The sequence below is a fragment of the Thioalkalivibrio sp. AKL8 genome (genome assembly GCF_000380525.1).
GTDB lineage: Bacteria > Pseudomonadota > Gammaproteobacteria > Ectothiorhodospirales > Ectothiorhodospiraceae > Thioalkalivibrio > Thioalkalivibrio versutus.
The window spans coordinates 1-26,400 of the sequence record NZ_AQYF01000004.1; the positions used below are offsets into that span (position 1 = coordinate 1).

The 26,400-nt window shown below is 66.2% G+C and carries 20 protein-coding genes, 1 tRNA gene and 1 other RNA gene; 6 read left to right on the forward strand and 16 right to left on the reverse strand.

The genetic code is table 11. The features are described from left to right. Positions 1-174 precede the first annotated feature (174 nt). Positions 175-1,689, reverse strand: a complete 1,515-nt coding sequence (ilvA, locus tag G335_RS0102085) for a threonine ammonia-lyase, biosynthetic (RefSeq protein ID WP_018175789.1) — start codon at positions 1,687-1,689, stop codon at positions 175-177. Positions 1,690-1,792: 103 nt separating this feature from the next. Between ilvA and rpiA the strand changes: the two genes are divergently transcribed. Next, positions 1,793-2,455: a ribose-5-phosphate isomerase RpiA gene (gene rpiA / locus G335_RS0102090; RefSeq protein WP_042798429.1), complete on the forward strand. Its 663-nt coding sequence runs from the start codon at positions 1,793-1,795 to the stop codon at positions 2,453-2,455. Between the two features lie 19 nt (positions 2,456-2,474). Further along, a complete protein-coding gene (locus tag G335_RS0102095; RefSeq protein WP_018168112.1) occupies positions 2,475-2,684 on the forward strand; it encodes a DUF2905 domain-containing protein in 210 nt (69 codons plus the stop codon). 74 nt (positions 2,685-2,758) lie between these two features. On the opposite strand, the gene G335_RS0102100 is transcribed toward G335_RS0102095, so the two are convergent. The 11 genes from G335_RS0102100 to G335_RS0102145 form a co-directional block, all read right to left on the reverse strand. Next, positions 2,759-3,592 carry a rhodanese-like domain-containing protein gene (locus G335_RS0102100; RefSeq protein ID WP_018175791.1) on the reverse strand — a complete coding sequence of 278 codons (834 nt, stop codon included), beginning with the start codon at positions 3,590-3,592 and terminating at the stop codon, positions 2,759-2,761. Positions 3,593-3,779: 187 nt separating this feature from the next. Continuing rightward, the gene (locus G335_RS0102105) at positions 3,780-7,622 is read right to left on the reverse strand and encodes a DUF3683 domain-containing protein (RefSeq protein ID WP_018175792.1); all 3,843 of its coding nucleotides are present in this window, start codon (positions 7,620-7,622) and stop codon (positions 3,780-3,782) included. A 181-nt stretch (positions 7,623-7,803) separates the two neighbouring features. Continuing rightward, complete coding sequence (locus tag G335_RS13685) at positions 7,804-7,953, reverse strand: DUF3096 domain-containing protein (protein WP_018144103.1); 150 nt, start codon at positions 7,951-7,953, stop codon at positions 7,804-7,806. 88 nt (positions 7,954-8,041) lie between these two features. Then, on the reverse strand, positions 8,042-8,959 hold the full coding sequence (locus G335_RS0102115) for an MBL fold metallo-hydrolase (protein WP_018144104.1): 918 nt from the start codon (positions 8,957-8,959) through the stop codon (positions 8,042-8,044). Positions 8,960-9,429: 470 nt separating this feature from the next. Beyond that, positions 9,430-9,565: non-coding RNA, RtT sRNA (locus G335_RS13690), on the reverse strand. Between the two features lie 36 nt (positions 9,566-9,601). After that, positions 9,602-9,675: transfer RNA gene (locus G335_RS0102120), tRNA-Gln, on the reverse strand. A 40-nt stretch (positions 9,676-9,715) separates the two neighbouring features. Beyond that, on the reverse strand, positions 9,716-10,108 hold the full coding sequence (gene rpsI, locus G335_RS0102125; protein ID WP_018144105.1) for a 30S ribosomal protein S9: 393 nt from the start codon (positions 10,106-10,108) through the stop codon (positions 9,716-9,718). Between the two features lie 31 nt (positions 10,109-10,139). Then, positions 10,140-10,568, reverse strand: a complete 429-nt coding sequence (rplM, locus tag G335_RS0102130; RefSeq protein ID WP_018144106.1) for a 50S ribosomal protein L13 — start codon at positions 10,566-10,568, stop codon at positions 10,140-10,142. Between the two features lie 236 nt (positions 10,569-10,804). Next, entirely contained in the window at positions 10,805-11,305 is a 501-nt protein-coding gene (locus tag G335_RS0102135) for a DUF4168 domain-containing protein (protein ID WP_018144107.1), read from the reverse strand. A gap of 303 nt (positions 11,306-11,608) precedes the next feature. Continuing rightward, a complete protein-coding gene (locus G335_RS0102140) occupies positions 11,609-13,036 on the reverse strand; it encodes a sigma-54 dependent transcriptional regulator (protein WP_018168108.1) in 1,428 nt (475 codons plus the stop codon). After that, positions 13,033-14,508: an ATP-binding protein gene (locus tag G335_RS0102145; protein ID WP_018175793.1), complete on the reverse strand. Its 1,476-nt coding sequence runs from the start codon at positions 14,506-14,508 to the stop codon at positions 13,033-13,035. Before G335_RS0102145 ends, G335_RS0102140 begins: the two co-directional genes overlap by 4 nt. A 367-nt stretch (positions 14,509-14,875) precedes the next feature. Between G335_RS0102145 and G335_RS0102150 the strand changes: the two genes are divergently transcribed. Then, a complete protein-coding gene (locus G335_RS0102150; protein WP_018175794.1) occupies positions 14,876-15,559 on the forward strand; it encodes an MBL fold metallo-hydrolase in 684 nt (227 codons plus the stop codon). 85 nt (positions 15,560-15,644) lie between these two features. On the opposite strand, the gene htpX is transcribed toward G335_RS0102150, so the two are convergent. Both htpX and parC read right to left on the reverse strand, forming a co-directional pair. Continuing rightward, positions 15,645-16,532 carry a protease HtpX gene (htpX, locus tag G335_RS0102155; protein ID WP_018168105.1) on the reverse strand — a complete coding sequence of 296 codons (888 nt, stop codon included), beginning with the start codon at positions 16,530-16,532 and terminating at the stop codon, positions 15,645-15,647. Between the two features lie 112 nt (positions 16,533-16,644). Further along, positions 16,645-18,906 carry a DNA topoisomerase IV subunit A gene (parC, locus tag G335_RS0102160; RefSeq protein ID WP_018175795.1) on the reverse strand — a complete coding sequence of 754 codons (2,262 nt, stop codon included), beginning with the start codon at positions 18,904-18,906 and terminating at the stop codon, positions 16,645-16,647. Positions 18,907-19,032: 126 nt separating this feature from the next. Between parC and G335_RS0102165 the strand changes: the two genes are divergently transcribed. Then, positions 19,033-20,454 carry a phospholipase D-like domain-containing protein gene (locus tag G335_RS0102165; RefSeq protein ID WP_018175796.1) on the forward strand — a complete coding sequence of 474 codons (1,422 nt, stop codon included), beginning with the start codon at positions 19,033-19,035 and terminating at the stop codon, positions 20,452-20,454. 164 nt (positions 20,455-20,618) lie between these two features. After that, on the forward strand, positions 20,619-23,522 hold the full coding sequence (locus G335_RS0102170) for an EAL domain-containing protein (protein ID WP_018175797.1): 2,904 nt from the start codon (positions 20,619-20,621) through the stop codon (positions 23,520-23,522). A gap of 15 nt (positions 23,523-23,537) precedes the next feature. Here the strand turns inward: G335_RS0102170 and G335_RS0102175 are convergent, their stop codons facing one another. Then, complete coding sequence (locus G335_RS0102175; protein ID WP_018175798.1) at positions 23,538-25,268, reverse strand: diguanylate cyclase domain-containing protein; 1,731 nt, start codon at positions 25,266-25,268, stop codon at positions 23,538-23,540. Between the two features lie 153 nt (positions 25,269-25,421). Between G335_RS0102175 and G335_RS0102180 the strand changes: the two genes are divergently transcribed. Continuing rightward, positions 25,422-25,919: a DUF3293 domain-containing protein gene (locus G335_RS0102180; protein WP_018175799.1), complete on the forward strand. Its 498-nt coding sequence runs from the start codon at positions 25,422-25,424 to the stop codon at positions 25,917-25,919. An 8-nt stretch (positions 25,920-25,927) separates the two neighbouring features. Here the strand turns inward: G335_RS0102180 and G335_RS0102185 are convergent, their stop codons facing one another. Next, entirely contained in the window at positions 25,928-26,395 is a 468-nt protein-coding gene (locus tag G335_RS0102185) for a CopD family protein (RefSeq protein WP_018144117.1), read from the reverse strand. Positions 26,396-26,400 lie beyond the last annotated feature (5 nt).

A 26,400-nucleotide genomic window follows, 5' to 3' on the forward strand; every position in this document is an offset into this window, starting at 1 on the left:
GCGGGCCGGGGTCGCGGCAGTCGGGCGTGTTTCTTGGGTACTTCTTTGCACGAGCAAAGAAGTACCTCGCGGTGCGCTCGCGAGAGAGCGCTCGGCAGGCCGCCGGACGAAGCCACCGTAAACAGCAGATGACGAACCGGGGCCAGCCGCTCCCGGGAGGCGGGCGAGACGCGGTCAGCGCAGGAAGAGGGAGTAGGCCGGATTCCCGGTCTCCTCGTGCCATGGATACCCGACCTCCTTCAGAAACTCGCGGAACCGCGCCCGATCCTCGGCGGGGATCTGCATGCCGACCAGCACGCGGCCATAGGCGGCGCCATGGTTGCGATAGTGGAACAGGCTGATGTTCCAGGTCTGGCCCATGTGCGTCAGGAAATTCAGCAGCGCGCCGGGTCGCTCCGGAAATTCGAAGCGGTAGATCCGTTCGTTGCGGACCTCGCCACCGTGGCCGCCGACCATGTGCCGCAGATGGAGCTTGGCCACCTCGTTCTCGGTCATGTCCAGAACGTCGTAACCTGCCTCCTCCAGGGCCGCCAGGATTTCCTGGCGCTCGGCATCGCCCCCTTCCAGCTTGATCCCAGCAAAGACCTGGGCTTGCTCGTCATCTGCGTAGCGGTAGTTGAATTCGGTGACCCCGCGCTTGCCGATGGCCTGACAAAACTGGCGAAAGCTACCCGGACGCTCGGGGATGGTGACCGCAAACAGGGCCTCGCGATGCTCGCCGATCTCGGCACGCTCGGCCACGTGACGCAAACGATCGAAATTAATGTTCGCGCCACTGAGCACCGCCGCCAGATTCGCGCCCTGCAGGCCTTCGCGCTGGATGTACTGCTTCATCCCGGCCACCGCCAGGGCCCCGGCCGGCTCGGCCACCACGCGGGTGTCATCGAAGATGTCCTTGATGGCCGCGCAAATGGAGTCGGTGTCCACCAGCAGGACCTCGTCGACCAGATCGCGGCACAGGCGGAAGGTCTCCTTGCCGACCTGACGCACTGCTGCACCGTCGGCAAAGATCCCGACCTGCTTGAGGGTAACCCGGCGGTTCTGTTGCAGCGCCTTGTACATCGAGGGCGCATCATCCGGCTCCACGCCGATGACCTTGATCTCCGGACGCAGGCGCTTGATGTAGGCCGCCATGCCGGCCGCCAGGCCACCGCCACCGATGCACACGAACACCGCGTCCAGATGACCCGGGTGCTGGCGCAATAGCTCCATCGCCACCGTGCCCTGCCCGGCGATCACGTCGGGATCGTCGAACGGATGGATGAAGGTGTAGCCGTGTTTCTGTTCCAGTTCGCGGGCGTGGGCGGCCGCCTCGTCGAAGGAGTCGCCGTGCAGCACAGCCTTGCCACCGAACCGGCGCACCGCGTCGATCTTGATCGACGGCGTGGTCACTGGCATCACGATCACGGCCTTGATGCCGAGGTGACTGGCCCCCAGCGCAACCCCCTGCGCATGGTTGCCGGCGGAGGCGGCGACCACGCCCTTTGCGCGCTGCTCCGGGGTTAGCTGGGCGATCTTGTTGTAGGCGCCACGCAGCTTGAACGAGAACACCGGCTGCAGATCCTCGCGCTTCAGCCACAACGTGGAGCCAAGGCGCTCCGACAGATTCGGCATCGGGTCCAGTGGCGTCTCGCGCGCGACATCGTAGACGCGCGCCGTCAGGATCTTCTCGAGATAGGGGAATTTCATGGCCCAAACGATAGCATGCGAGGCCTTAACGCTTCCGCTTGTCCCGGGGACGGAGCAGTCGGTATCCTCAATGGGTTACGGACAGAATATTCGGGAGACGGTGATGAATCAGGACGAAATGAAAAAGGCGGTCGCCGAGGCGGCGCTGGAACGGATCGAGAGCGGCTGGATCGTGGGTGTGGGCACCGGTTCCACCGCGAACTACTTTATTGACGCCCTGGCCGGCATCAAGGGCAAGATCGATGGCGCCGTGGCCTCCAGCGAGGCCAGCGCCGAGCGCCTGCGCGGCCACGGTATCGAGGTACTGGACCTGAACTCCGCCGGTCCGCTGCCGATCTACGTCGACGGGGCCGACGAGGCGACCCGGCATCTGCACCTGACCAAGGGCGGCGGCGGCGCGCTGACCCGCGAAAAGATCGTCGCGGCGGCGTCGAAGACCTTCGTCTGCGTGGTCGACGAGACCAAGGTCGTCGACTATCTCGGCGCCTTCCCGCTACCGGTCGAGGTCATCCCGATGGCGCGCAGCCACGTGGCCCGCGCCCTGTCGAAGCTGGGCGGCAACCCGGAACTGCGCGAGGGCTTCAAGACCGACAACGGCAACGTGATTCTCGACGTGCACAACCTGCGCATCATGAACCCGGTTGAGCTCGAATCCGAGCTGGACCATATCGCCGGCGTCGTGACCAACGGACTGTTCGCCCGCCGTTCGGCGGATGTCATGCTGGTGGGCTCCGCCTCGGGCGTCGAGGAGATGACCGCCGGTTAAGCGGGTCGAGTCCGCCACGGTGAACGCGACGGGCAAATGGCTGATCATCATCGGCGGGCTGATCGTCCTGATCGGTCTGCTGTGGCCGTGGCTCGGAAAAATCCCCTGGGGCCGGCTCCCGGGTGACATCGTGATCGAACGCGAGAACGCCCGCTTCTACTTCCCACTCACCACGATGATCATCGTCAGCGTGGGGATCACGATCCTCCTGGCGCTGTTTCGTCGCTGATACCGCTCCAGAAAAAAAGGCCGGGATCATACGATCCCGGCCTTTTTAACGTGGGCAAGCGGTGTGACGGACAATCAGCGCGTCATCACCTCGTCGTAGAACTGCTGCAGGCCGCCTTCCAGGAAGTGGTAGTTCTCGATGCCGCGTTCCTCCAGGTGATACTGCAACCAGCGCACCTGCTGACCGTTCTGGTCGAAGATCAACAGCGCATCACCATCCCTGTTGGCCTGGCCGAGGATGCGGTTAAGCGTATCGATGTTCTCCAACGGGGCCGACATCTCGCGCCCGGCAAACAGCGAGATCTCGTCACGCTCCTCGTTGCCGCGCACGTCCAGCACCACCGCATTGTCGTCGTTGCGAACACGACGGGCGAAGGTGTCGGCATCCAGCAACCGCGCCTCGAAGGCCTCGTCCGTGATGAGCTGGGTCTCGGGGTCCTCGATCGGCTCGCCGCGGAGCATGGCCAGCCCCGGGTAGCGGTCTGCCCAGTCCGCGACGCCGGCGTCATAGGCCTGGGTCGGGCCGAGCCCGGCCGCGTTGGCCCGCGCGGCAGCGCGATAGGACATGTAGCTCTCGCGCCCGTTGCAGTAGAACACCAGGGGCCCGCCATGCTGGTCTTCCAGGGCCCGTACCTGATCCTCGAAATCCGGGGCGCCCAGCGGTACATGATGGGCCCCCTCGATGTGCAGGATGTCGTATTCCAGCCGCGGGCGGACATCGATCACCGTGGAACGCGACAACTGGCCCCGCAGATCGAACAGGTCCACGGCATCCACGCCGAATCGCTCGTAAAGACTGCGGCCGGGAAATTCGACAAAGGCCTGGGCACTGGCCACGACGGGGGCCGCCGCCAGCCCGAAACAAAGGGCCATCACGGCGAGACGGGGACTCAAAGAGCGAAAGGTCATGCGAACTCCCTTGCATGGACGGGTGGACATGCCGCATACACTGCCGCGGCCTGGACGGGCATTGCATACGCCCGATGGGGCGACGCGACGTGACGATCCTTTATTCCGTCGCGACCGCCCGGTGCCCCCGATTGTAGCCAACCCGGGCGGGCCATGTGCAGCACCCGCTTGTGCCGGCTCGCCAGCCCTACAGCAGGACCTTCTCGATCCCGCCCTCGCGCGCCCGTTCGATGAAGGCCTTCTGCCAGCCATCGCCCATCAGACGGTTAGCCATCTCCACCACGATGTAGTCGGTATCCATCCCGGTGTCCTCGCGATAGCGCTCCAGGCCCTGCTGGCAGGCCGGGCAGGAGGTCAGCATCTTCACGTTGCCGTCCTTCGCCTTCTCCTCTCCGGTCAGCTCCTTGATGCCCTTGTGCAGCTCTTCCTGCTTGCGGAAGCGCACCTGGGTGGCGATATCCGGACGGCTGATCGCGAAGGTCCCGGCCTCGCCACAGCAACGGTCGGACTGCAGGACCTCCTGACCCAGCAGCTTGGCCGCGACGTCGGTCGGCTTGTGCGACTTCATCGGCGAATGGCAGGGATCGTGGTACATGTACTGCACGCCCTCGAGCCCCTCGAGATGGACGCCCTTCTCCATCAGGTACTCGTGGATGTCCAGCAACCGGCAACCCGGGAAGATCCGCTCGAACTCGTATTTCAGGAGCTGATCCATGCAGGTGCCGCAGGACACCACCACGGTCTTGATGTCGAGGTAGTTGAGCGTGGTCGCGAGGCGATGGAACAGTACCCGGTTCTCGGTACTGATTTGCTGGCCCTTCTCGAAATCGCCACCGGCATTCTGCGGATACCCGCAGCACAGGTAGCCCGGCGGCAGCACGGTCTGCGCGCCGACGTCGTAGAGCATGGCCAGGGTGGCAAGGCCCACCTGACTGAACAGGCGCTCGGAACCGCAACCGGGAAAGTAGAACACCGCATCCGAATCCAGATCGGTCTTCACCGGGTCGCGCAGGATCGGCACGTAGCGCGAATCCTCCAGCCCCAGCATCTGGCGGGTGGTCTGGCTCGGCAACCCGGCGGGCATCGGCTTTTTCACGAAGTGCACGACCTGCTCGTGCATCGGTGCCTTGCCGGTGGTCGAGCGCGGGGTCTTGCCCTCCCCGGTCAGGTTCAGCTTCTTGAATGCGAAATGCCCCAGGCGCTGGGCGGCATAGCCCATCTGGATCGCACCCTTGCGGATGCCCTTGATGGTGGCCGGGTCCTTGGCGTTGAGGAAGGCCATGGACATCATCGTCGCCGGCGTCGCCTTGCGCTTGCCCTTCTTGTTCAGGATCGAACGCATGTGCATGGTCACGTCGCCGAAGTCGATGTCGACCGGACACGGATTCAGGCACTTGTGGCAGATCGTGCAGTGATCCGCGACGTCGTTCATCTCCTCGAAGTGATTCAGCGACAGCCCGCGCCGGGTCTGCTCCTCGTAGAGGAACGCCTCGACGATCAACCCGGTCGCCAGGATCTTGTTGCGCGGCGAGTACAGCAGATTGGCGCGCGGGACGTGCGTGTTGCACACCGGCTTGCACTTGCCGCAACGCAGGCAGTCCTTGATCTCGTCGTTGAGATCGCCCAGCTCGCTTTGTTCAAGGATCAACGCCTCCTGCTTGACCAGGCGCAGCGACGGCGTATAGGCATTGGACAACCCGGAGCCCACCAGCAGCTTGCCGGCGTTGAACACGCCATTCGGGTCGACGTCCTTCTTGTACTTCGCGAACGACTCGATGCGTTCGGGCTCCAGATACTGCATCTTGGTCAGCCCGATCCCGTGCTCGCCGGAGATCACCCCATTGAGCTCGCGTGCCAGGCGCATCACTTCATCCACCAGGCGCTCGGCCTGGTGCATCATCTGGTAGTCATTGGAATTGACCGGGATGTTGGTGTGCACGTTGCCATCGCCCGCGTGCATGTGCAGGGCGATGAACAGGCGGCTGGTCAGTGCCCGGTCGTGGATCGCGGTCAGCCGCTTGCGCACCGGCTCCAGCTGGTGCCCGCCAAAGATCTCGAACAGCGGGCGCTCGACCTCGGCGCGGTAGGAGATGCGCAGGCTGCGCCGCAGCAGCACATTGATGAGCTTGTCATGGTCGCGCCGATCCGCACGAGCGGGCTCGTCCAGCAGCTCGTCACATTCCGAGGCCTGGGTGAAGAAGTTGTCCGAGATTGCCTCCCAGCGCTTCTTCACCGTCTCCAGGACCTCCACCGCACGCTCGCGCTTGGCCTCGAACCACTGCTGGCCCTCGCCACCGGTGTCGTCCAGCAACTCGCGCAGCTCCGGATGGTCACCGCGCATGCACTCCTGCATCTCGTCGACCATCCGGAGCTTGTTGTTCAGCGACTCGCGCACGTTCAGGGTCTCGATCCCCTCGGTGTACTCCGCCAGGCGCTCCAGCGGGATCACCACGTCCTCGTTGATCTTGAACGCGTTGGTGTGGTGAGCAATCGCCGCGGTGCGGGCGCGATCCGCCCAGAAGCGCTTGCGTGCCTCGGGACTGACCGCAACGAAACCCTCGCCATTGCGGGCGTTCGCCGCACGCACCATCCTGGCCGCCAGCTTGCCCAGGGCATCCTCGTTGTCGGACACAATGTCGGCGACCAGGACCATCTTCGGCAGGTCACCACGGGCGCCCTTCGGGGTGTACTTCACCGCCCGCACGTAGCGCTCGTCGAGGTGCTCCAGGCCCGCCAGCAAGACTTCGTCCTCGGCGTCCACCGCATCCTTGATCTCGACGATCGCCGGCACGGCCTGGTGCAGATCGGTCCCGTAGAACTCCAGACACACGGTGCGGATGTTCTCCGGCATCCGGTGCAGGATGAACTCGGCCGAAGTAATCAGACCGTCACAGCCTTCCTTCTGGATGCCCGGAACGCCCATCAGGGTCTTGTCGGTCACGTCCTTGCCCAGCCCCAGCTTGCGGAAGCTCTGTCCCGGCATCTCCAGGATCTCGGGCTCGCCCTTCGGGGTCTTGCCGTCCGGCTGATAGCGGTTCACGCGGAAGCGCACGACCTCGGCGTCGTGGATCTTGCCGAGGTTGTGGTCGAGGCGCTCGACATACATCCACTCCGCCTCGGGGGTCACCATGGTCCAGGCGGCCAGGTTGTCCAGCGCGGTACCCCACAGCACGGCCTTCTTGCCGCCGGCGTTCATCGCGACGTTGCCGCCGATGGTGGAGGCGTCCTGCGAGGTCGGATCCACCGCGAACACCAGACCGTTGCGATCGGCCAGCTCGGAGACGCGCTTGGTGACCACACCGGCCTCCACGCGCACCACCGGGACATCACGCTCCACGCCCGGCAGGGGCCGGCGCTCGACCTCGCCCAGACCTTCCAGCTTCTCGGTGTTGATGACCGCCGAGCGCTTGGACAGCGGGACGGCACTGCCGGTGTAGCCGGTGCCACCGCCACGCGGGATCACAGTCAGACCGAGGTCGATGCAGGCCGCAACCAGCGGGCCCATCTCCTCCTCGGAATCCGGGGTGAGCACCACGAACGGGAGTTCCACACGCCAGTCGGTCGCATCCGTCACGTGGGATACCCGCGCCAGGCCGCCGAACTGGATGTTGTCCTTGTGCGTCAGGGACTTCATGCGCTTGCGCACCTGATCGCGCAGCGCGGCGGTATCGGCGAACTCCTGCGCAAAGGCGGACACTGCCGCCTGCGCGCGCTGGCCCAGCTTGAGCGCCTTCTCGTTGCCGTCGGCCCGGGCCGTGATCTGGCCCAGCCGATGCTGCATGGCATCAATCAACGCCTTGCGGCGCTTCTTGTCCTCCAGCAGATCATCCTGGATGTACGGGTTTCGGGTGACCACCCACATGTCGCCCAGGACCTCGAACAGCATGCGCGCAGACACACCCGTCCGACGCTCCCCACGCAACTCGTTGAGGAGGTCCCAGGTATCGGAACCCAGGAAACGGATAACGATTTCGCGGTCGGAGAATGAGGTGTAGTTATAGGGTATTTCTCGGACGCGTTCGGCGGTCATTGAGGCGTAGCCCCCCGATCAGAATGTGGCCAAAGAGTAACGGGTCCGCACGCCCTGCGCACGAAGTCGCACTGTTGGTCCATGCTTTTGGGCACCAAACTATCGGTGACGGGGACCTTTACGTCGCCAGGGCGGCGCTGATCGATTCACGCATCCGCGCTGGCGCCCCATGAGCATCTCCCTAAAAATACGCCAGCAGACCCAGCACCCCGATAACAATCAGATAGATCGCGACGATGTAGTTCAGCAGGCGGGGCCGGATCAGGATCAGGATGCCCGCCACCAGGGACAGGATGGCCATGAGCAGGCCCGGTTCAATATTCAGCGTCATTGGCGATCATTCCTTTCGCTTGTGGGATTCAGGGATACATCAAGGACCCGCAACGGACGCACCGACCGGGCTTCCCCTGGGGCCGATCTCAGAAGAGCTTCTCTTCCATCTCCAGATAGACCGCGTTGGCGTTGCTGCGGTTGGTCTGTTCGAAGGCCGGCAGGTCTTCGTAGTCACTCCAGTCCATCGCGGAGTAGGCCTCGTCGAAGGAATCCATGTTCTCGACCGCCACGGCCATGTGCTCGCGCAGCTTCACCAGGTAGTCGCGGGTGAACCTGACCGCCCGGGCCGCCTGATCGGTCGCCTCGCCATGCCCCGGAATCAGGAACTTCAGGTCCATCTCCATCAACTCTTCCAGGCGCTTGACCCAGTTCTCCGAATCCAGCGCATCGTCGCCCAGAAACGGGATCCGGCCATCGAACACGATGTCGCCGGCGAACACCACGCCGGTCTCCTCCACCACCATGATGATGTCGTCCGGCGAGTGTGCGGGCCCCGCGTGCACGCACCGGAAGGTCTTCCCGCCGAGACGGATGGTGTACTCGTCCTCGAAGAATTCATCCGGCGGGATGATCTGGGTGTCCTCGTCCACCCATGGGGCCAGCACGCCCCGGCGCTGCTCGAGCCGCGCCACCGCACCGGCGCCTCCCAGATAGTCTCGCGCGCGCGCCTGCCCGATGATCTTGGCATCGGTGTGGTCCGCGAACGCCTGCAGGCCATAGATGTGATCCGCGTGATAATGACCAGCAATCACGTACTTGATCGGCTGGTCGGTCACCTCGCGGATCCGGCGAATCATCTCGAAGCCAAGTGGCGGCGTCCCCAGGGCGTCATATACCACCACGCCCTCGTCGGTCACGACGAACCCCGCATTCGAGGTATGCCCCTCGTTGTCGGGATCCGGAATACCGGAGATCCCGATCATGTACCAGGTGTCCAGCCCTTCGACCTCGTGGGCTGTCACATCCACGCTGACCGGCTCGTAGGGATTCTCGGGTACCGACATGGTCAATCCTCTCTTCTCTGGCATTTTGATCGATCCGACCCAGTGCGGCCGGGTTCTGCGGAATTGGACGGAAAAAGGGCGGGAGAATTCCCTGCATTTCCCGATCACTGTCGAGGGATTGTAGCGGAGTCGGGAGCGGGGTTGACGGGATGCCGGGGTCCGGGCGTTTGTGGCTACCGGGGACCGGTCGCCAAGGTCGGCGGTGGCTGGCCATTTAAAGGCAGGGAGACCGGAAGCAGGGTCGGCGTCCACAAATCAGCGGGGCGGTGCCGAAACGTTCTGGCCCGAATCGTTGCCATGGCTGGAGGACCAGGATGATTCGGCGGCTGCGCCGCCTCACCCCTTCGGGGCTGCACACGCTGCGCGCGCGCAGTGGTTCGCCGCGCTTCGCCGAACCTTCCAGGTTCGAACCCTGGACACGCTCAAACAAACATAGAGAAGGGCCCCACGAGGGGGCCCTTCTCTATGTTTGGCTGGGGGACCAGGATTACTCGGCGCTATGCGCCTCGCCCTTCGGGCCAGCGCCGCATACGGCGCTGTTCGGCTCGGCTACGCCTCACCGTCGAACCTTGCAGGTTCTCATCCTGAAATCTTCCAGCCATTCATGAAAAAAGGCCCCACAAGGGGGCCTTCTTCCATGAATGGCTGGGGGACCAGGATTCGAACCTGGGTTGGCGGAGTCAGAGTCCGCAGTCCTACCGCTAGACGATCCCCCAGTAAACCGGGTCGGGTGCAGCCCGAAACTCGACGCGAATTTTAGCGCTTCGAGTACTGGGTTGCACGACGGGCCTTGCGCAGGCCGATCTTCTTGCGCTCCACCTCGCGGGCATCGCGGGTCAGGTGACCACCACGACGCAGCGACGGGCGCATGTCTTCGTTGTACTGCACCAGGGCGCGGGCAATGCCCAGACGGATCGCGCCGGCCTGGCCGTTGCCGCCACCGCCTTCAACGGTCGCGATCACGTCGAAGTTGCCGGTCGACTCGGTCGCCTCCAGCGGCTGGCGTACCACCATGCGCGAGGTCTTGCGGCCGAAGAAGTCGTCCAGCGGCTTCTCGTTAACCGTGATGTTGCCCGTGCCGGGACGCAGGAAGACGCGCGCCGAGGCGGTCTTGCGGCGGCCGGTGCCGTAATACTGATTGATAGCCATTCGGATCGATTCCCTTGCTGATTCTGGCGGCTCAGACTTCGAGCGGCTGCGGCTGCTGGGCCGTGTGCCGGTGTTCGGTACCGGCGTAGACCTTGAGCTTCTTGAACATGGCCCGGCCAAGCGGGTTGCGCGGCAGCATGCCCTTGACGGCAAGCTCCAGCACCTTCTCCGGATGACGCTCGATCATCTGGGTGAAGTTGGCTTCCTTGATGCCACCCGGGTAACCGGAATGGTGGAAGTACTTCTTGTCCATGGCCTTGTTGCCGGAGACGCGGATCTTCTCCGCGTTGATCACGACGATGTAGTCGCCGGTATCGACATGCGGCGTGTACACGGGCTTGTGCTTCCCGCGCAGGCGATGTGCGATTTCCGTGGCGAGTCGACCGAGGGTCTTGCCGTCGGCGTCGACGAGAAACCAGTCGCGTTCGACTTCGGCCGGCTTGGCGCTAATGGTACTCATGATGTTCGATGCTCCGAGGTCGGGGCGATTCAGAAAGCGCGCAAGAATAACGCTTCCCTCCGCCCAATTCAAGCTACAGGGACAATTCCCGAGACGCGAAGGCGTCCGCCCTCGGGGGAATCACGGATCAATGTGCAGAACATTCGCGTGCATGCCCCGGACACAAACAAGGGGCCGCCCCGAAGGCCGGCCCCTGCAACCCCCCGGGCGCAATGCCCGGGGGGTTGCGCTGCCCGTTACAGCTGGGCTTCAGCGCGCTCCTGGACTTCCTGCATCAACTCGGGGTCGTTCTGCAGGGCCATGGCCACTTCGTTGTATTCCTCGACGCTCATGCCCGAGTCTTCAACCGCGTTGACCATTTCGTCCTGTGCTTCCTGCTGCATGGACTGGGCCTCGGTTTCGTCCTCGGCACTCTGCAGGCGGTCGGCGAAGTCTTCGCGCACTTCCTGCACCGCAACGAAGGCGGTTACGAAAGTGTCGATGTCTTCTTCGCTCAGATCCACCTCGGGGGCTTCCTGCATCGGGGCGCCACCCTGGGCACCACCCTGAGGTGGCTGGCCGCCCTGAGCACCGCCACCGGCACCGCCTTCCTGAGCCGGCGGCTGGCCGCCCTGGGCACCGCCCATGTCACCCCCACCGGCGCCACCTTCGGCACCGCCGTACTGGGCGGAGGCGGCTCCACCCACGGCAAACAGGGAGGTCAGGGCCATCGCGAGCATCGTCTTGCGCATATTCATCATGTTGCTCCTTTTCCTTTGGATCGTTCGGATCTCGGGGCGAAGCCGGCTACGACTCAAGGTCGATCATCAGCACGCCCGATTTCGTTGCAACCGTGTGAGGAGGAATGGTCCGTCACTGCGGTTCCGATTCCTCGATTGCTGCCCGAGGAGGAGCAGGCATCGTGCCAAGATTGGAAAAAGACAAACAAAACACTTTTAAACAGCGACTTATGCTCTCATCACCCCAAAAGGGCCGGGGAACGCGCCAACGGTAAACCGGGTCAGAATGATACATGGGTCAGGTCGACCCGGGTCAGGATGTCACGATGGGTCGGATTCCCCGAGTTTGCGGTACAGCGTCTTGCGGCCGATGCCGAGGATCCGCGCAGCGCGTTGCTTGTTGCCGTCCACATGCTCCAGCACCCTGCGAATGTAGTCGCGCTCGCGCTCCTCCAGGGTCGGCCACTGGCCGTCGTCGCCCATCCCCGGGACCGGCGTCGCCCCCTCCGCCCGGTCGCCCGTCGTTCCGCCGGGATCCTCGGCGGGCGCCTCGAATACGCGCTCCGGCAGATCACGGGTCTCGATGACCTCGCCGGCCGCCAGGGTGGCGGCACGCTCCATCAGACTCGCGAGTTCGCGGACGTTCCCCGGGAACGGATACCGCACCAGCGCACGCAGGGCCTCCGGGCTCAGGCGACGCTCGGGCAGGTCGCGGGCCAGGGCCTGCTGACGCAGGAACTGCAGGGCCAGGCGTTCGATGTCATCGCCACGCTCGCGCAGCGGCGGGATCTCGATACGAAAGGTCTCCAGGCGATAGTAGAGATCCTCACGGAAACGACCGTCGGCAATATGTGCCTGCAGATCCTGATGCGTGGCCGCCACGATACGCACATCGGTCGCGATCTCCTCGTTGGCGCCCACCGGACGCACGCGACCATCCTGCAGAAGACGCAACAGCTTGCTCTGCATGGCCACCGGCATCTCGGCAATCTCGTCCAGGAACAGGGTGCCGCCGTCGGCCTCGGTAAACAGGCCGCGCCGAGCCCCCTTGGCCCCGCTGAACGCACCGGCCACGTGCCCCAGCAACTCCGACTCCAGCAGGGCCTCGGGGATGCCCGCGCAGTTAATCGCCACGAACGGACCACCGGCCCGCTCGCTTTCCGCATGGAGCGCGCGCGCCACCAGTTCCTTGCCGGTCCCGGACTCGCCGGTGATCAGGACACTGCCGTCGGCGGCCGCGATCCGCCGAATCAGGTCGAACAACTGCAGCATGGCCGGACTGCGGCCCTGCATGCCGTGAAAGCCATCGGCCTGCGCAAGGACCTCACGAAAGCGACGCACCTCGTCCTTCAAACGCCGCGCCTCGGTCACCCGGTCGGCGGCCAGACGCAGGTGATCCAGATCCACCGGCTTGGTCAGGAAGTCATCCGCCCCCGCCTTCAGCGCGGCCACCGCCTGGTCGATGGTCCCAAAGCCCGTGAGCATGATGAACCCGGGTGCCGGCACCCGGGCGCGGGCCTCCTGGAGCACCTGGAAGCCATCCGCGCCGGGCAGGCGCAGGTCGCTCACCACCAGACTGAAGGCCTGCTGCGCAAGCACCCGCGCGGCATCCTCGGCACTGGCAACCGCCGTAACCGCGTAGCCGGCCTCGGTCAGCTCCTCGGTCAGCAGTTCGCGATGCCCGCGATCGTCCTCCACGACCAGGACCGACTCCGGGGGCGTTGCGGGGACTTGTGCCTTGCTGCTCATCGAAGCGAATCCTCCTGGGCGCCAGCTGACACCGGCAGATGCACGACAAAACGGGTCTCCCCCGCGACACTGCGATCCAGCATCACCGTACCCCCGTGGTCCTCCAGCGCCACCTGCGCCACCGCCAGCCCGAGCCCGGTCCCCTCGCCGGTGGGCTTGGTGGTAAAGAAGGGCTCGAACAGGCGTTCGGCCTGCTCATCGTCTATCCCTCGCCCGGCCGTGGGGCCGTCGTCCGCCACCACCAGCTCGACCCGGTCGGACGAGGCATACCAGCGGACCCGGACCTCGCGGGCGGCGACCTGCGCGGCATTCTCCAGCAGATTCTCCAGGGCCTGGCCCAAGCGCAGGCGGTCCGCGGCGATGGTCAACTCGGGGCCTTCGAGCCGGAATTCCACCCCGCCGGAGGCATGCCGCTCGCGCACACGCCCGACCAGATCTCCAACCAGCTGCGCGAGACCCAGCGAGCGTTCCTGCAACGGATTGCGCCGGGCAAAGTCCAGCAGCTGGCGCACGATGGTCTCCACCCGCTCCAGCTCGGCCTTCAGCGCCTCCATCTCGGTGCGCGCCGGATCCGCCTCCGGCAGGTGCCGGATGGCGCGCTGCACGCGACCGGCGATAATCCCGAGCGGCGTCCCCAGTTCGTGTGCCACGCCGGCCGCCAGCTGGCCGATCGCCGCCAGCTTCTCCGAGTGCCGCAGCTTCTCCTCCAGCCGTCCCTGCTCAAGGCGTTGCGCCTCCAGTTCGGCCTCCGAGGCCTCGCGACGCTCCATCATGCGGTTCATCGAGACTGCCAGGCCGCGCAGCTCCGCCGGTCCCTGTTCCGGCGCCCGCAATCCACGCTGACCCCCGCCAATCGCGCGCATCGCGGCCATCAACCGAGACACATGCCGCCCCACCGCCCGGTGGTACCCGAACAGCACCACCAGCAGAAACAGCCCGCTAATCCCCAGCATCAGCAACCCACCCTGCCACTGGAGCTGCGCGACGAAGGCCCGGAACGGTGTGACGTCGCGCGTCACCTGCAACAGCCCCACGATGCGACCGGCCGGATCGGACAACGGAAGAAAGAACGAAAAGGTCTCGCGCCCCTGATGTTCGCCGAAAGCCCCGAGGCTCCCGGTTTCGCTGATGACCTGCGCCTCGCCACGGCGCTGCAGGGTCGGACTGGGCGGGCCACTGGCCGCCACCATCCGGCCGTCGGCATCGTAGACATAGACCCCGAACACCTCCTCGATCTGGAACAGGGAGTCCAGCGACTGCTGCACACCGGCCGCGTCGTCCTGCAGCATCGCACCGGCCACAGGCAGGCGGATCGAGCGCGCCACCAGCTCGATGTCCTCCTGCATCCGGTTTTCCATCTGGGTCTGAAATTCGTGCAGACCCAGCGCCACCACCGCGGCCATCAACAGCAGCAGGGGCAGCAGCACGAACGACAACACCGCGGTGCGCAGACTGTTCAGGCGTCGGGTCATAAAGGGCGATTCGCAGCGTCGTCGAAGGCCACCATGGTAGACACGGCGGCCGGCATGACGCGAATTGCAGGCAAAAAAAAGCGCGGGTCGAGGCCCGCGCCAAGAAAACCACCAAAGGAGGATGGAGGAGTCCACCAACCGCTGACAGGGGGGACAGCGATTAGCGTATGCAAATCTTCTAATATGGCGATATTCTTGTCAAGCGGTGAATGCGCAGGGGGTCGCAGATTCACCGCATCGTCATATCACGTACCCTTGAAGACCTGCATACCCCGTAAGACGCCCGCTCGACGGTTCTATTCCCGGGTGCGCGCAATCCAGCGCCTCCAGCCTTCAAAATTCGAATTCGTTCACGGATCCCGCCGCTATGCTTCGCCATCTGAGCCACCCTGTCACCCCGCTTGCCCAGAACGCCACTCTGATCTGGTGCGACGTCAGCGGGGCGGCGGCCTGGGTCGATCCCGGCGCGGATGCCGCGGCCCTGGAACGGATCGCGCGGGATCAGGGCGTCCACCTGGAAAAGATCCTGCTGACCCATGGCCACCTGGACCACGTGGGCGCGGCCGCCGAACTGGCCAAACGTACCGGCGCGCCGATCATCGGCCCGCACCGCGACGATGCCTTCTGGCTGGACCAGCTCCCGGCGCAGGCGCAGATCTTCGGCTTCTCCGAGGTCCAGCCACTGGTGCCCGATCAGTGGTTGGAAGATGGCGACACCGTCGAGCTCGGGCAAGCCACCCTCCACGTCCTGCACTGTCCCGGCCACACCCCGGGCCACGTGGTCTTCCACGATCGCGAGGGCCGGCTCGCCCTGGTCGGTGACGTCCTGTTCCACGGCGCGATCGGCCGCAGCGACTTTCCACGCGGCAACGGGCGCGAGCTGCTGGACTCCATCACCGGGAAGCTCTGGCCGCTGGGCGACGACACCAGATTCGTCCCCGGTCATGGTCCCGAGTCGACCTTCGGCGAAGAACGCCGCAGCAACCCCTTCGTCGGCGACGACGTCATCGCCGCCCCCGGCAGCGAACCCGGACGCGGTCGCTACTACTGATCCGACCGGCCGCCGCCCCGGCACTGCAAACGGAAAAGGCCGCCCCGAAGGGCGGCCCTCTCCTGGTACACATAAAGGCTTGCGGTCAGCCGTTGGCGCGCAGCGCCGCGATGCGCTGCTCGATCGGCGGGTGGCTCATGAACAGCTTCTTCAGCCCCTGGGCCATGCCGCCGCGAATACCAAAGGCGGCCATCTGGTCCGGCATGTCCACCGGGCGACCGGAGGCGCGCGCCAGCGACTCCAGCGCCCCGATCATCTTCTCGCGGCTGGCAAAGCGAGCCCCCGCCTCGTCGGCGCGGAACTCGCGCTGACGCGAGAACCAGAACACGATGATGGAGGCCAGGATCGCGAGGACGATCTCGGCCACGATGGCGGTGATCCAGAATGCCGGCCCGTGACCGGACTCGTTCTTGAAGATCACGCGATCGACAAAGTGACCGATCACGCGCGACAGGAAGATCACGAAGGTATTGACCACCCCCTGGATCAGCGCCAGGGTCACCATGTCGCCATTGGCCACGTGGCCCACCTCGTGCCCCAGCACGGCCTCGACCTCGCCCTGCCCCATGTTCTGCATCAACCCCGTGCTGACCGCGACCAGGGCATTGTTCTTGCTCATGCCGGTGGCGAAGGCGTTCGGGTCCGGCGAGTCGTAGATACCGACCTCCGGCATCCCGATTCCGGCCTCGCGGGCCTGACGGGTGACCGTCTCCAGCAGCCACTGCTCGGTGGCGTTGCGTGGCTTGTCGATCACGTGGACCTTCATCGTCTTCTTCGCCATCCACTTGGAGATGGCCAGCGAGATGAACGAACCACCAAAGCCAAACACGGCGGCGAAAATCAGCAACGCGGTCAGGTCGAGATTGACCCCCTGGTCGTCCAGGATGCTCTCGACCCCAAGGATGCGCAGAGTGATGCTAAGGACGATCAGGATGGCGAAGTTGGTCGCCAGAAACAGCACGATACGTTTCATGAAGCTTTCCTGTACTCCAATTAATAAACTCGACGGGATGAACCGATAGTCGGGGCGCAGCGGCCAAATTCAAGCACCGCCGCGTTCACAGACCACACAGGTACGCGCGGGTTCAGGCCGGGCGCACCTCCAGGCTGTCCGCGTTCTGATAGCCGCGCGGGAGCTGACGCCCGCGACGCGCGCGCTCGCCAACGTACTCGGCCCATTCCGCCGGGGCCAGTGCCTTGAAGCGCTTGCCCGCATGCACGACCAGGGTGTCCTGCGGCGCCAGCACAGCCACCCCGAGCACCCGCTCGGAGCCATCCTTGAGCGCCGCGGACGGGATGCCGATCAGCTTGTTGCCTTTGCCGCGCGCCAGTTCCGGCAGCCCCGCGGCCGGAAACACCAGCAGATAGCCGCGGGTCGTGACCACCGCGATGTGATCCTCGTGCGGGTTGCGCACCGGCGCCGGCTGCAGCACGGCCGCGCCAGCCGGTACGCTCAGCACGTTCTTGCCTGCCTTCTGCCGGCCGAGCAGGTCACCCAGCTTGGCAATGAAGCCGTAGCCGTGATCCGAGCCCAGCAGCCAGCGGTCTTCCTCCGCCCCGGTGGCCAGGCCCACAAAACGCGCCCCCTCCGGCGGGTTCACCCGGCCGGAAAGCGGCTCGCCCTGGCCGCGCGCCGACGGCAGCGTGTGGGCCGCAATGGTGTAGGTGCGACCGGTGGAGTCGATGAACGCCACCGGCTGGTTGCTGCGCCCGATGACCGCCGCCTGGAAGGCATCTCCGGCCTTGTAGCTGAGCCCGCGGGGATCGACATCGTGGCCCTTGGCCGCCCGCGCCCAGCCCTTCTCCGAGAGCACGATGGTCAGTGGCTCGGTCGGCACCAGTGCCGATTCATCCAGCGCCTGCGCGGCCGCGCGTTCGACCAGCGGCGAGCGCCGCTCGTCGCCATACTCCTTCGCGTCCTTCTCGATCTCGCGGCGGACCAGGGTGCGCAGGCGGCGCTCGGAGCCCAGCGTCTTCTCCAGCTGGTCGCGCTCCTGGCTGAGCTCGTCCTGCTCGCCGCGGATCTTCATCTCCTCGAGCTTCGCCAGATGGCGCAGTTTCAGCTCCAGGATCGCCTCGGCCTGGATATCGCTCAGGCCAAACCGGCTCATCAATTCCGGCTTTGGCCGGTCGTGTTCGCGGATGATCGCGATCACCTCGTCGATATTGAGATAGGCGATCAGCAGGCCTTCCAGCACGTGCAGCCGCGCCTGCACCTTCTCCAGCCGCCATTGCAGGCGCCGGCGCACCGTCTCGATCCGGAACTGCAGCCACTCGCCGAGCAGCCCTGCCAGGTCGCGCACCCGCGGCCGTCCATCGAGGCCGATCACGTTCATGTTCACGCGGTAGGTCTTCTCGAGATCCGTGGTCGCGAACAGATGCGCCATCAGGCCCTCGACGTCCACCCGGTTCGAGCGCGGGGTAATCACCAGGCGCGTCGGATGCTCGTGGTCGGACTCGTCGCGCAGGTCCTCGACCATCGGCAGCTTCTTCGCGCGGATCTGGGCGGCGATCTGCTCCAGCAGCTTGGCGCCGGAGACCTGGTGCGGCAGCGCGGTCACCACGATGTCGTCGCCCTCGCGCTCGTAGCGCGCCCGGGCCCGGATCGAGCCCTGGCCGGTCTCGTAGACCTTTCGCAACTCGGCCGGCGGGGAGATGATCTCGGCCTCGGTGGGGAAATCCGGCGCCGGGAGGATCGCGCACAACTCCTCGACCGTTGCCTTCGGGTGCTCCAGCAGGTGCACGCAGGCAGCGGCCACCTCGCGCAGGTTGTGCGGCGGGATGTCCGTCGCCATACCCACCGCGATCCCGGAACCGCCATTGAGCAGCACATTCGGCAGCCGCGCCGGGAGCATCTTCGGCTCGTCCAGCGCACCATCGAAGTTGGGCACCCAGTCCACCGTGCCCTGACCCAGTTCGGAAAGCAGCAGCTGCGCATAACGCGACAGGCGCGACTCGGTGTAGCGCATCGCCGCAAAGGACTTGGGATCATCCGGCGAACCCCAGTTGCCCTGCCCGTCGACGAACGGATAGCGATAGGAGAACGGCTGCGCCATCAGCACCATCGCCTCGTAGCACGCCGAGTCCCCGTGCGGGTGGAACTTGCCGAGCACGTCGCCCACGGTGCGCGCGGACTTCTTGTACTTGGCGGTGGCGGAGAGCCCCAGCTCGCTCATCGCGTAGATGATCCGCCGCTGTACGGGCTTCAGGCCGTCGCCGATATGCGGCAGCGCACGGTCCAGGATCACGTACATGGAGTAGTCCAGGTACGCCTTCTCGGTGAAGTCCTTCAGCGGCAGCTGCTCGCCGCTGTTGGCGAACAGGCTGGGGGTCTCGATATCGGTCATCGACGGTCTCGCGGACGTGGATGGGCCGGGGTTTTACGCCGGGTCGGGCCCGCGTACTGTAGCGGGCACGCGCCCGGCGTTCCACGGGTGCAGTCGGAAAACGCATCATCGACAAGGAGTCCGTCCGTGCCGGATACAGGCTGGACCGCCAGTATCGTCGCCATCGCCGTCTTCGCCCTGGCGGTGATGAGCGTCGTGCACGCGCTGCTGCAACGCCGCGATACCGGGACCGTCATCGCCTGGGTCGGGCTGATCGTGTTGCTGCCCCTGGCCGGCTCGCTGCTCTACTGGCTGTTCGGCGTCAATCGTATTCGCCGGCGGGCCCACGCCCTGCGCGAGGGCTATCTGATCGCCGACCCCAGCACCGACGGGACCAGCCTGGCCGAGCCACCGGAACGCTGGCAGCGCCTGCTGCATTCCGGGGACCGCCTGAGCCCGTTCCGCCTGGTCGGTGGCAACGCGATCGAACCGCTGTTCGACGGCGATCGCGCCTACGCGCAGATGCTGGCCGCGATCGACGCGTCCCGTCACAGCATCAGCCTGGCCACGTACATCTTCGACTATGACCAGGTAGGCGAGCGCTTCGTCGCCCACATGCAGCAGGCCCAGGACCGGGGCGTGCAGGTGCGCATCCTGATCGATGCCATCGGCGCCCGCTACAGCCGTCGCAACACCCTGCGCCAGCTGCGCCGGGTGGGCCTGCCTGCCGCCGCCTTCATGCCGGTACACCTGCCGAGCAGCCTGGCCGCCTTCAACCTGCGCAATCACCGCAAGATGCTGGTGATCGACGGCGCCCGCGCCTTCACCGGCGGCATGAATATCCGCCGCGGCCACAGCCACACCAACCCGGGTCCGCACCCCATACACGACCTCCACTTCGAGCTGCGGGGTCCGGCCTGCACCCAGTTGCAGCGGGTCTTCGCGGAAGACTGGCAATTCGCCACCGGCGAACGCCTGGAGGGGCCGCTCTGGCTTCCGCAGTCCGTAGACCCCGCCGGCGCCCGCGCCTGCCGCGGCCTGCCGGACGGCCCGGACGAGGACTTCGAGGTCCTGAACTTCACCCTGCAGTCGGCGCTGGCCGAAGCCCGCGAACAGGTCACCATCGTGACCCCGTACTTCCTGCCCGACGTGGCGCTCACCGGGGCGCTGAAGGCCGCGGCCCTGCGCGGGGTGCAAGTCGACATCCTGATCCCTGCCCGGAGCAACCTGCGCCTGGTGGAGTGGGCCAGCCGCCCGCAGCAGGCCGAACTGCTGGAGCGCGGCTGCCGGCTGTGGCTCACACCACCACCGTTCAACCACGCCAAGCTGATGCTGGTAGACCGCGAGTGGGCCCTGGTTGGCTCCGCCAACTGGGACCCGCGCAGCCTGCGCCTTAACTTCGAGTTCAACCTGGAATGCCTGGATGCCGGACTAGGCCAGGAACTGGCCAACTGGACCGACGCGCTGCGCGCACAGTCGCACCCCCTGACGCTCGAGGAGGTCCGTGCCCGGACGCTCGCGACCCAACTGCGCGACGGGGCCGCGCGCCTGCTCACGCCGTATCTGTGACCGACCGTTAGCCACCCCCGCGGTGACCCTCACGCGAACCGGGACGCGCGCGCGTGGTCTTTTGTACTGTAGCGGCAGGGACCGAGCGCGGGCACCGACCCGCATCGCTTCACCACAGGGGGGCAAGGGATGGCACGGCACTGGGACGCAAGCGCAGGGAACCGATGAACGGGATCCTTGCGCCATCGCTCTACCTTGCAGCGGGGCTGGCGATCTACGCCACGCTCAGCCACCTGCTGCACAGCCGGCAAAGCGCCCGGAGCACCGAGCACCGGTTGTTCGCCGCGATGTGCGCCCTGATGGCGGTGCTTGCCGTCGGATCGGCCCAGACCTACCAGGCCGGCACCGTCGAGGCCTATACCCGCGCGCTCACCCTGAACGTCTATCTGCTGGGGCCGTTCTACGTGCTGTTCGCCGCCTTCGTCGCGGCCCATACGCGCACCCCCGCCCGCTGGCTGATCTCCGGTCTTCTGGTACTGCTGGTCATCACCTGGGTGGTCAACACCCTGCAGCCCTACAGCATGCAGTACCAGGTGATCGACGAACTCCGCCCCCTGGAACTCCCCTGGGGCGAAACCGTGGCCCTGGCAGTGGGTACCATCAGCCCCTGGTTCGGCTTTGGCGTGCTCGCGGTCTTTCTGGTCCTGGGCTTCGCCCTCACCACACTGATCCGGCACTACCGGCGCTATCGCCAGACCACCACCCTGCTCCTGCTGGGCGGGATCGGGGTCTTCGTCCTGTTCACCTTGCAGGGCGTCCTGGCCCGGGGCGGCGCACTGGAAATGCCCCAGCTCGCGCCGTTCGGCTATGTGGTGATGGTCGTCATGATGAGCCTGGTACTGAACCGCGAGACCAGCGAACGCCTGCGTGACTCGGAAAGCCGTTTTCGGGCGCTGGTGGAGCAATCCCCGGTCGGCATCCAGGTACTCACACCGCAGGGCGAGATCCGCCAGTGCAACGCCGCCTGGGAAACCATGCACGGCGCACAAGCCTCCCTGCCGGGCGGCAACGTTCTGGACCGCCCGGATGCCATCGACCGGCACATCCACGAACCGCTCAAGGATGCCCTGCGCGGACACTACCGCGAGATCGGCCCGCTGCCCTACACCCCACCAGCCCGCCCCGACCAGTCGGCCGAACCCGCCGACCCCGACCCGGCGACCCAGACCACCCCGCTCATCACCCCCGAGCGCTGGCTGCGGGGCTGCATCTACCCACTGCAGGATGCCCGCGGCGAGGTACAGGACGTGATCGTGATGCAGGAGGACATCACCGCCGCGCACCGCAGCGAGGACGCCCTGCGCCTGATCGCCGAGGGGCTGCAGGCGCGCTCGCGCGAGGAGTTCTTCCAGCAGCTGGTTCTCAAGCTGAGCAACCTGTTCGCTGCCGACTATGCCCTGATCGGCATCGAGGATCCGGAAAAACCCGGCGTGGTGGAGACCGTCGCCCTGTGCACCGCGGGGCAGATCGTGGAGAACTTGCGCTACGACCTCGCCGAGACCCCCTGCGAACGTGTGCTGGAGATCGGTACCTGTATCTACCCCTGCGACGTACAACAGCGCTTTCCGGCCGACGAGATGCTGGTGGAGATGGACGCCGAGAGTTATCTGGGGGCCCCGTTGCTGGACAGCCAGGGCACGCTGCTGGGGCACATCGCCATGGTCAACCGACATCCGGTGGAGGATGTCGACAAGGCGATGGAGATCCTCGGGATCATGGCCGACCGCGCGGGGGCGGAACTGGAACGCCTGCACACCGAGGAACACATCCATGCCCTGGCCTACCACGACTCCCTGACCGGGCTGGCCAACCGCACCCGCCTGCACGACGACCTGACCCGCCACATCGAGGAGGCCACCGCCGGCCACCTGCATGGCGGGCTGATCCTGATCGACCTGGACCACTTCAAGACCATCAACGACGCCCTGGGGCATGCGGTAGGCGACACCGTGCTGGGCGCGGTGGCGGACCGCCTGCGCAGCCATGCCCCCGGGGATGCGCTGATCGTGCGCCTGGGTGGCGACGAGTTCGCCGTTGTCCTGCCCCCCTGCGCCCGGGTACGCGAGACCCTGGAGCCGGAACTGCAGGCAATCGCCGAGCGCATCCTGGAGGCCCTGCAGCGCCCGATCATCATCGGCGAACGCACCTTCGGGGTCGGCGCCAGTCTCGGCTGCGTATGCTATCCCGACGCCGGCGAGAGCTCGGCAGAAGCCCTGCGCCACGCCGATATCGCCCTGTACCAGGCCAAGCGTGCCGGCCGCGGCGGCGTGCAGTTCTACCGCCATGCACTGCAGGACGAGGCGCATGCCCGCCTGCAGATCGAGGACGGGCTACGACAAGCGGCCGAACGTGACGAGCTGGACCTGCACTACCAGCCGCAGTTCGATGCCGCCGAGCGCCTGATCGGAGCCGAGGCCCTGCTGCGCTGGCAGCATCCGGAGATGGGCCAGGTCCCGCCAGATCTCTTCATCCCGGTCGCCGAGGAGACCGGCCTGATCCACGGGGTCGGCAACTGGGTCCTGGAACACGCCCTGATGCAGCTGTCGCAGTGGCAGGCCGGGAACCTGCAGCCACCTCGCCTGGCCTTGAATCTCTCGCCCTGGCAACTGGCGCGCCCGGACTTCGTCGACCAGTTCCAGGCGCGGCTGCGCCGACACGGGGTGGACGGCCACGCCCTGACCCTGGAGGTCACCGAGTCCGGCCTGCTGCGCGACCTGCCGGACGCCATCACCAAGCTGGGCGCGCTGCGCCGGCTCGGCATGCGCATCGCCCTGGACGACTTCGGGACCGGCTATTCCTCGCTCGCCTACCTGCGCGACCTGCCGGTGGACGAGCTGAAGATCGACAAATCCTTCGTCAAGGAACTGCTGGCCGGCGGTGACCGGACCCTGATCGAGAACATCGTGGACATTGCCCGCAACATGGAGCTCGACGTCATCGCCGAGGGCGTGGAGCACCCGGAGCAGCGGGAGCAGCTCCTGGCCCTGGGCTGCACCCGGTTCCAGGGCTTCCTGTTCAGCGCGCCGCTGACACACGAACAATTCGTCGCGCGACTGCATCGGCCGTAGACGAGGCCGGCCGATTCAGTCGCGAGCGGCCGGGTCTTCCAGCCCGCAACCCAGCGCGCCGCGCCGGCGCAGGGACAGATCCGTTTGCCGGCGCTCCTCTCCGGGGCATTCCCGGTACAGCACGATCCGGCTGCCGCCTTCCTCCTTTGCCACGTACATCGCGCGGTCGGCGCGCTGCAGCAACGCCTCCACATCGTCCCCGTCCTCGGGGTAGAGCACCGCCCCCATGCTGAGCCCGACGCGAACCGACTCGCGATTCACCTCCACCGGCTCCTCGAAGCGTTCGATCAGCTTGAGTCCGACCCTCGTCACCGCATCCGGATCACGCACATTCTCCAGCAGCAGCACGAATTCGTCGCCGCCCACGCGGGCCACCACGTCGCTCTCGCGCACGCCCTCGCGCAGACGCCGCGCCACGGTCACGAGCATCACGTCGCCGGCATCGTGTCCCAGGCGATCGTTGATGGGTTTGAAGCCGTCGAGATCGCAGACCACCAGGGCCAGGCCGGTGCCGGCGCGCTGGGCCCGGCGCAGGGCCTGCTGGATGTGTTCCTGCAGCAGACTGCGATTGGGCAGGCCGGTCAGGGAGTCATGATGGGCCTGGTGCCACAGGCGCTCCTCGGAGGCCTTGTCGCGGGTGATGTCACGGACCATCCCGAGGACCTGCACGGCGCGGCCTTGGGCATCCCGATCGATTTCGCCCTCGACCCGCACATGGCGCAGCCCGCCGTCCGCGCGCACCACCCGGTGATCCACCCGGTAATAGGCCTCGTGATCCAGCGCCTCGTTGGTAGCGCGGCGCACCCGCGTACGGTCGTCGGGATGGATGGCTCGCATGTAGGCCTCGAATCCCGCGGTATCGGTTTGCGGGTCGAGCCCGAACAGATCGAATACATGCGTGGACCAGTTCATCCGCAGACCACGAATATCCCAGTCCCAGTAACCGGCCCCGGCAATCCGCTGGGCCTCTTCCAGGCGCTCGGTGGTCTCCTGCAGGGCCGCGGTTCGCCGGGCCACCGCCGCCTCCAGCCCGGCCTGCGTCTCGCGCAGGCGCGCCTCGATCTGCTGGCGTCCCTCCAGTTCCTTGTGCAAGGCGGCGTGATCACGCCAGATCCTCCGGCGCACCCGCACCCACATCAGCGCAATCATCAGCATGGTCAGGACGGTGGCTACCAGCATCACCTGCTGCGCCTGTTCATGGCGCTGCGCCATGGCCGCCACCGCCTCCTCGTTATCACGTTCGAAGGCCGCGAGGATGGCCTCCATCTGCTCCAGCACGTCCTCCTGCACCGGCATCGCGTCCGCATACAGGATCGCCAGCGCCTCGTTGCGCCCACCCGCCAGGGCAATGTCGAGGAGCTCGGACAGGATCGGGGCACCGGTCGCGGTCAGCGCACGCAGTTCGGCCAGCAGCGCGGCGTCGCGTGGGGTCCGAGCCAGTAATTCCGCACCCTCGCGGGCGTCCAGGAAGCGCTCGGCCAGCTCGCGAAACTCCCGCTGGTAGCGATCCTGCAGGGCCGGGTCCTCGGCACTGATCACCAGCGAGGCGCGCAGCATGCGCTCGCGCACGAGGCTGCGCATGCGATGCACGCGGTCCACCTTCTGCACGTATTCCTCGGTAAGGGCCTGGACGTCGTACTGCAGCTGCTGCACCCGAAGCCAGCTGGCGACGGCGACCACCGCGACCAGCAGCAGCACCACAACAAAGGCGCCGGTCAGCCCGGGCACGAAGGGACGCGGGGCCATCGCGTCTCAATCCCAGCCGGGGACGGGCCGGTCCATGGACGCACCCGCACCCGACGAGGCACCACAAACCGCTGTCGCATCCTTGACGCGCATCCCGCTCCCCCTGTTTGATCGACCACATCCGCACGATCCAGGCGGGGAGGGTGCCGCGAGATGTCCACCAATACAAGCAAATACCGCGACCGGATGTCTGCCGCGCACGCGGAGTCGTCCGCTCCCGTAGCGCAGCTGGCGACACTGGAGAAGGCCTACCTAAGCGCCGCCTACTGCCTGGAGATCGAGGGCAGCAGCCGAGTTCTGTACATCGACCAGCCCGCGGAGGATGTCACGACCTGGATGGCCGAGCGGGACATGCAGCGCCTGGTCCTGTTCACCGCCTGCAACCCGGGCAGCCGCCCGAGCACCGAGGGTGAAAACATCCAACGCCAGCGCCGGCTGGAGCAGACCGTGGCCGAGCACGGCCTGCGCGCATGGCCTGCCCGCAATCGCGACCCGCGCGGCCAGTGGCCGGACGAACCGGGCCTGGCCATCGCGGACCTGCCCGACGACCTGCTGGCGCGCTGGCTGGAGGCCTTCGGCCAGAACGCAGCCGTGCTGCTGGAACCGCCGGCTCGGCCCCGGCTGGTATGGCACCCGGGGCTAGGAAGGTAGCGTGCCTCCTACAGCGGCAGGCGACCGCCGGAAGCGACCACGATCGTCACCAGACCGATGACGGTGTTGATCCCGACCAGGATGCGGATCTGCCCCAGCCGGCGCAGGCCTTCCTCGGTATCGTTTGCCGCAATGGCCTTGCGCATGCGCCGATAAGGGGCGAAGAACACATGGGCGAAGATCGCCATCATGATCAGGCCCAGCAGCAGCATGGTGTGCACGCTGGGATGCACATCACCCATGCCGCCGAACACCCCGAAGATCAGGTAGAAGCCGGTCACCAGGATCACCAGGACCGAGGCCCAGACCCAGGGGAAGAAGCGCGCGAACACACCCTCCCAGAGCTTCAGCCGCGCCGGCCCCTCGAGCTGCTGCCCGGCCACCGGGCGCAGGAACATGTAGGCGAAGAACATACCGCCCACCCAGATCACCACGGCCAGTACATGCAGCACGTTTGCCAGTGCGTATCCCGTCATTGCCT

Excerpts from the sequence above, each read along its gene's own strand:
- ilvA (WP_018175789.1), bottom strand. The coding sequence starts at position 1,689 with ATGAAATTCCCCTATCTCGAGAAGATCCTGACGGCGCGCGTCTACGAT.
- rpiA (WP_042798429.1), top strand. The coding sequence starts at position 1,793 with ATGAATCAGGACGAAATGAAAAAGGCGGTCGCCGAGGCGGCGCTGGAA.
- G335_RS0102100 (WP_018175791.1), bottom strand. The coding sequence starts at position 3,592 with ATGACCTTTCGCTCTTTGAGTCCCCGTCTCGCCGTGATGGCCCTTTGT.
- G335_RS0102105 (WP_018175792.1), bottom strand. The coding sequence starts at position 7,622 with ATGACCGCCGAACGCGTCCGAGAAATACCCTATAACTACACCTCATTC.
- G335_RS13685 (WP_018144103.1), bottom strand. The coding sequence starts at position 7,953 with ATGACGCTGAATATTGAACCGGGCCTGCTCATGGCCATCCTGTCCCTG.
- G335_RS0102115 (WP_018144104.1), bottom strand. The coding sequence starts at position 8,959 with ATGTCGGTACCCGAGAATCCCTACGAGCCGGTCAGCGTGGATGTGACA.
- rpsI (WP_018144105.1), bottom strand. The coding sequence starts at position 10,108 with ATGGCTATCAATCAGTATTACGGCACCGGCCGCCGCAAGACCGCCTCG.
- rplM (WP_018144106.1), bottom strand. The coding sequence starts at position 10,568 with ATGAGTACCATTAGCGCCAAGCCGGCCGAAGTCGAACGCGACTGGTTT.
- G335_RS0102135 (WP_018144107.1), bottom strand. The coding sequence starts at position 11,305 with ATGAATATGCGCAAGACGATGCTCGCGATGGCCCTGACCTCCCTGTTT.
- G335_RS0102140 (WP_018168108.1), bottom strand. The coding sequence starts at position 13,036 with ATGAGCAGCAAGGCACAAGTCCCCGCAACGCCCCCGGAGTCGGTCCTG.
- G335_RS0102145 (WP_018175793.1), bottom strand. The coding sequence starts at position 14,508 with ATGACCCGACGCCTGAACAGTCTGCGCACCGCGGTGTTGTCGTTCGTG.
- G335_RS0102150 (WP_018175794.1), top strand. The coding sequence starts at position 14,876 with ATGCTTCGCCATCTGAGCCACCCTGTCACCCCGCTTGCCCAGAACGCC.
- htpX (WP_018168105.1), bottom strand. The coding sequence starts at position 16,532 with ATGAAACGTATCGTGCTGTTTCTGGCGACCAACTTCGCCATCCTGATC.
- parC (WP_018175795.1), bottom strand. The coding sequence starts at position 18,906 with ATGACCGATATCGAGACCCCCAGCCTGTTCGCCAACAGCGGCGAGCAG.
- G335_RS0102170 (WP_018175797.1), top strand. The coding sequence starts at position 20,619 with ATGAACGGGATCCTTGCGCCATCGCTCTACCTTGCAGCGGGGCTGGCG.
- G335_RS0102175 (WP_018175798.1), bottom strand. The coding sequence starts at position 25,268 with ATGGCCCCGCGTCCCTTCGTGCCCGGGCTGACCGGCGCCTTTGTTGTG.
- G335_RS0102180 (WP_018175799.1), top strand. The coding sequence starts at position 25,422 with ATGTCCACCAATACAAGCAAATACCGCGACCGGATGTCTGCCGCGCAC.
- G335_RS0102185 (WP_018144117.1), bottom strand. The coding sequence starts at position 26,395 with ATGACGGGATACGCACTGGCAAACGTGCTGCATGTACTGGCCGTGGTG.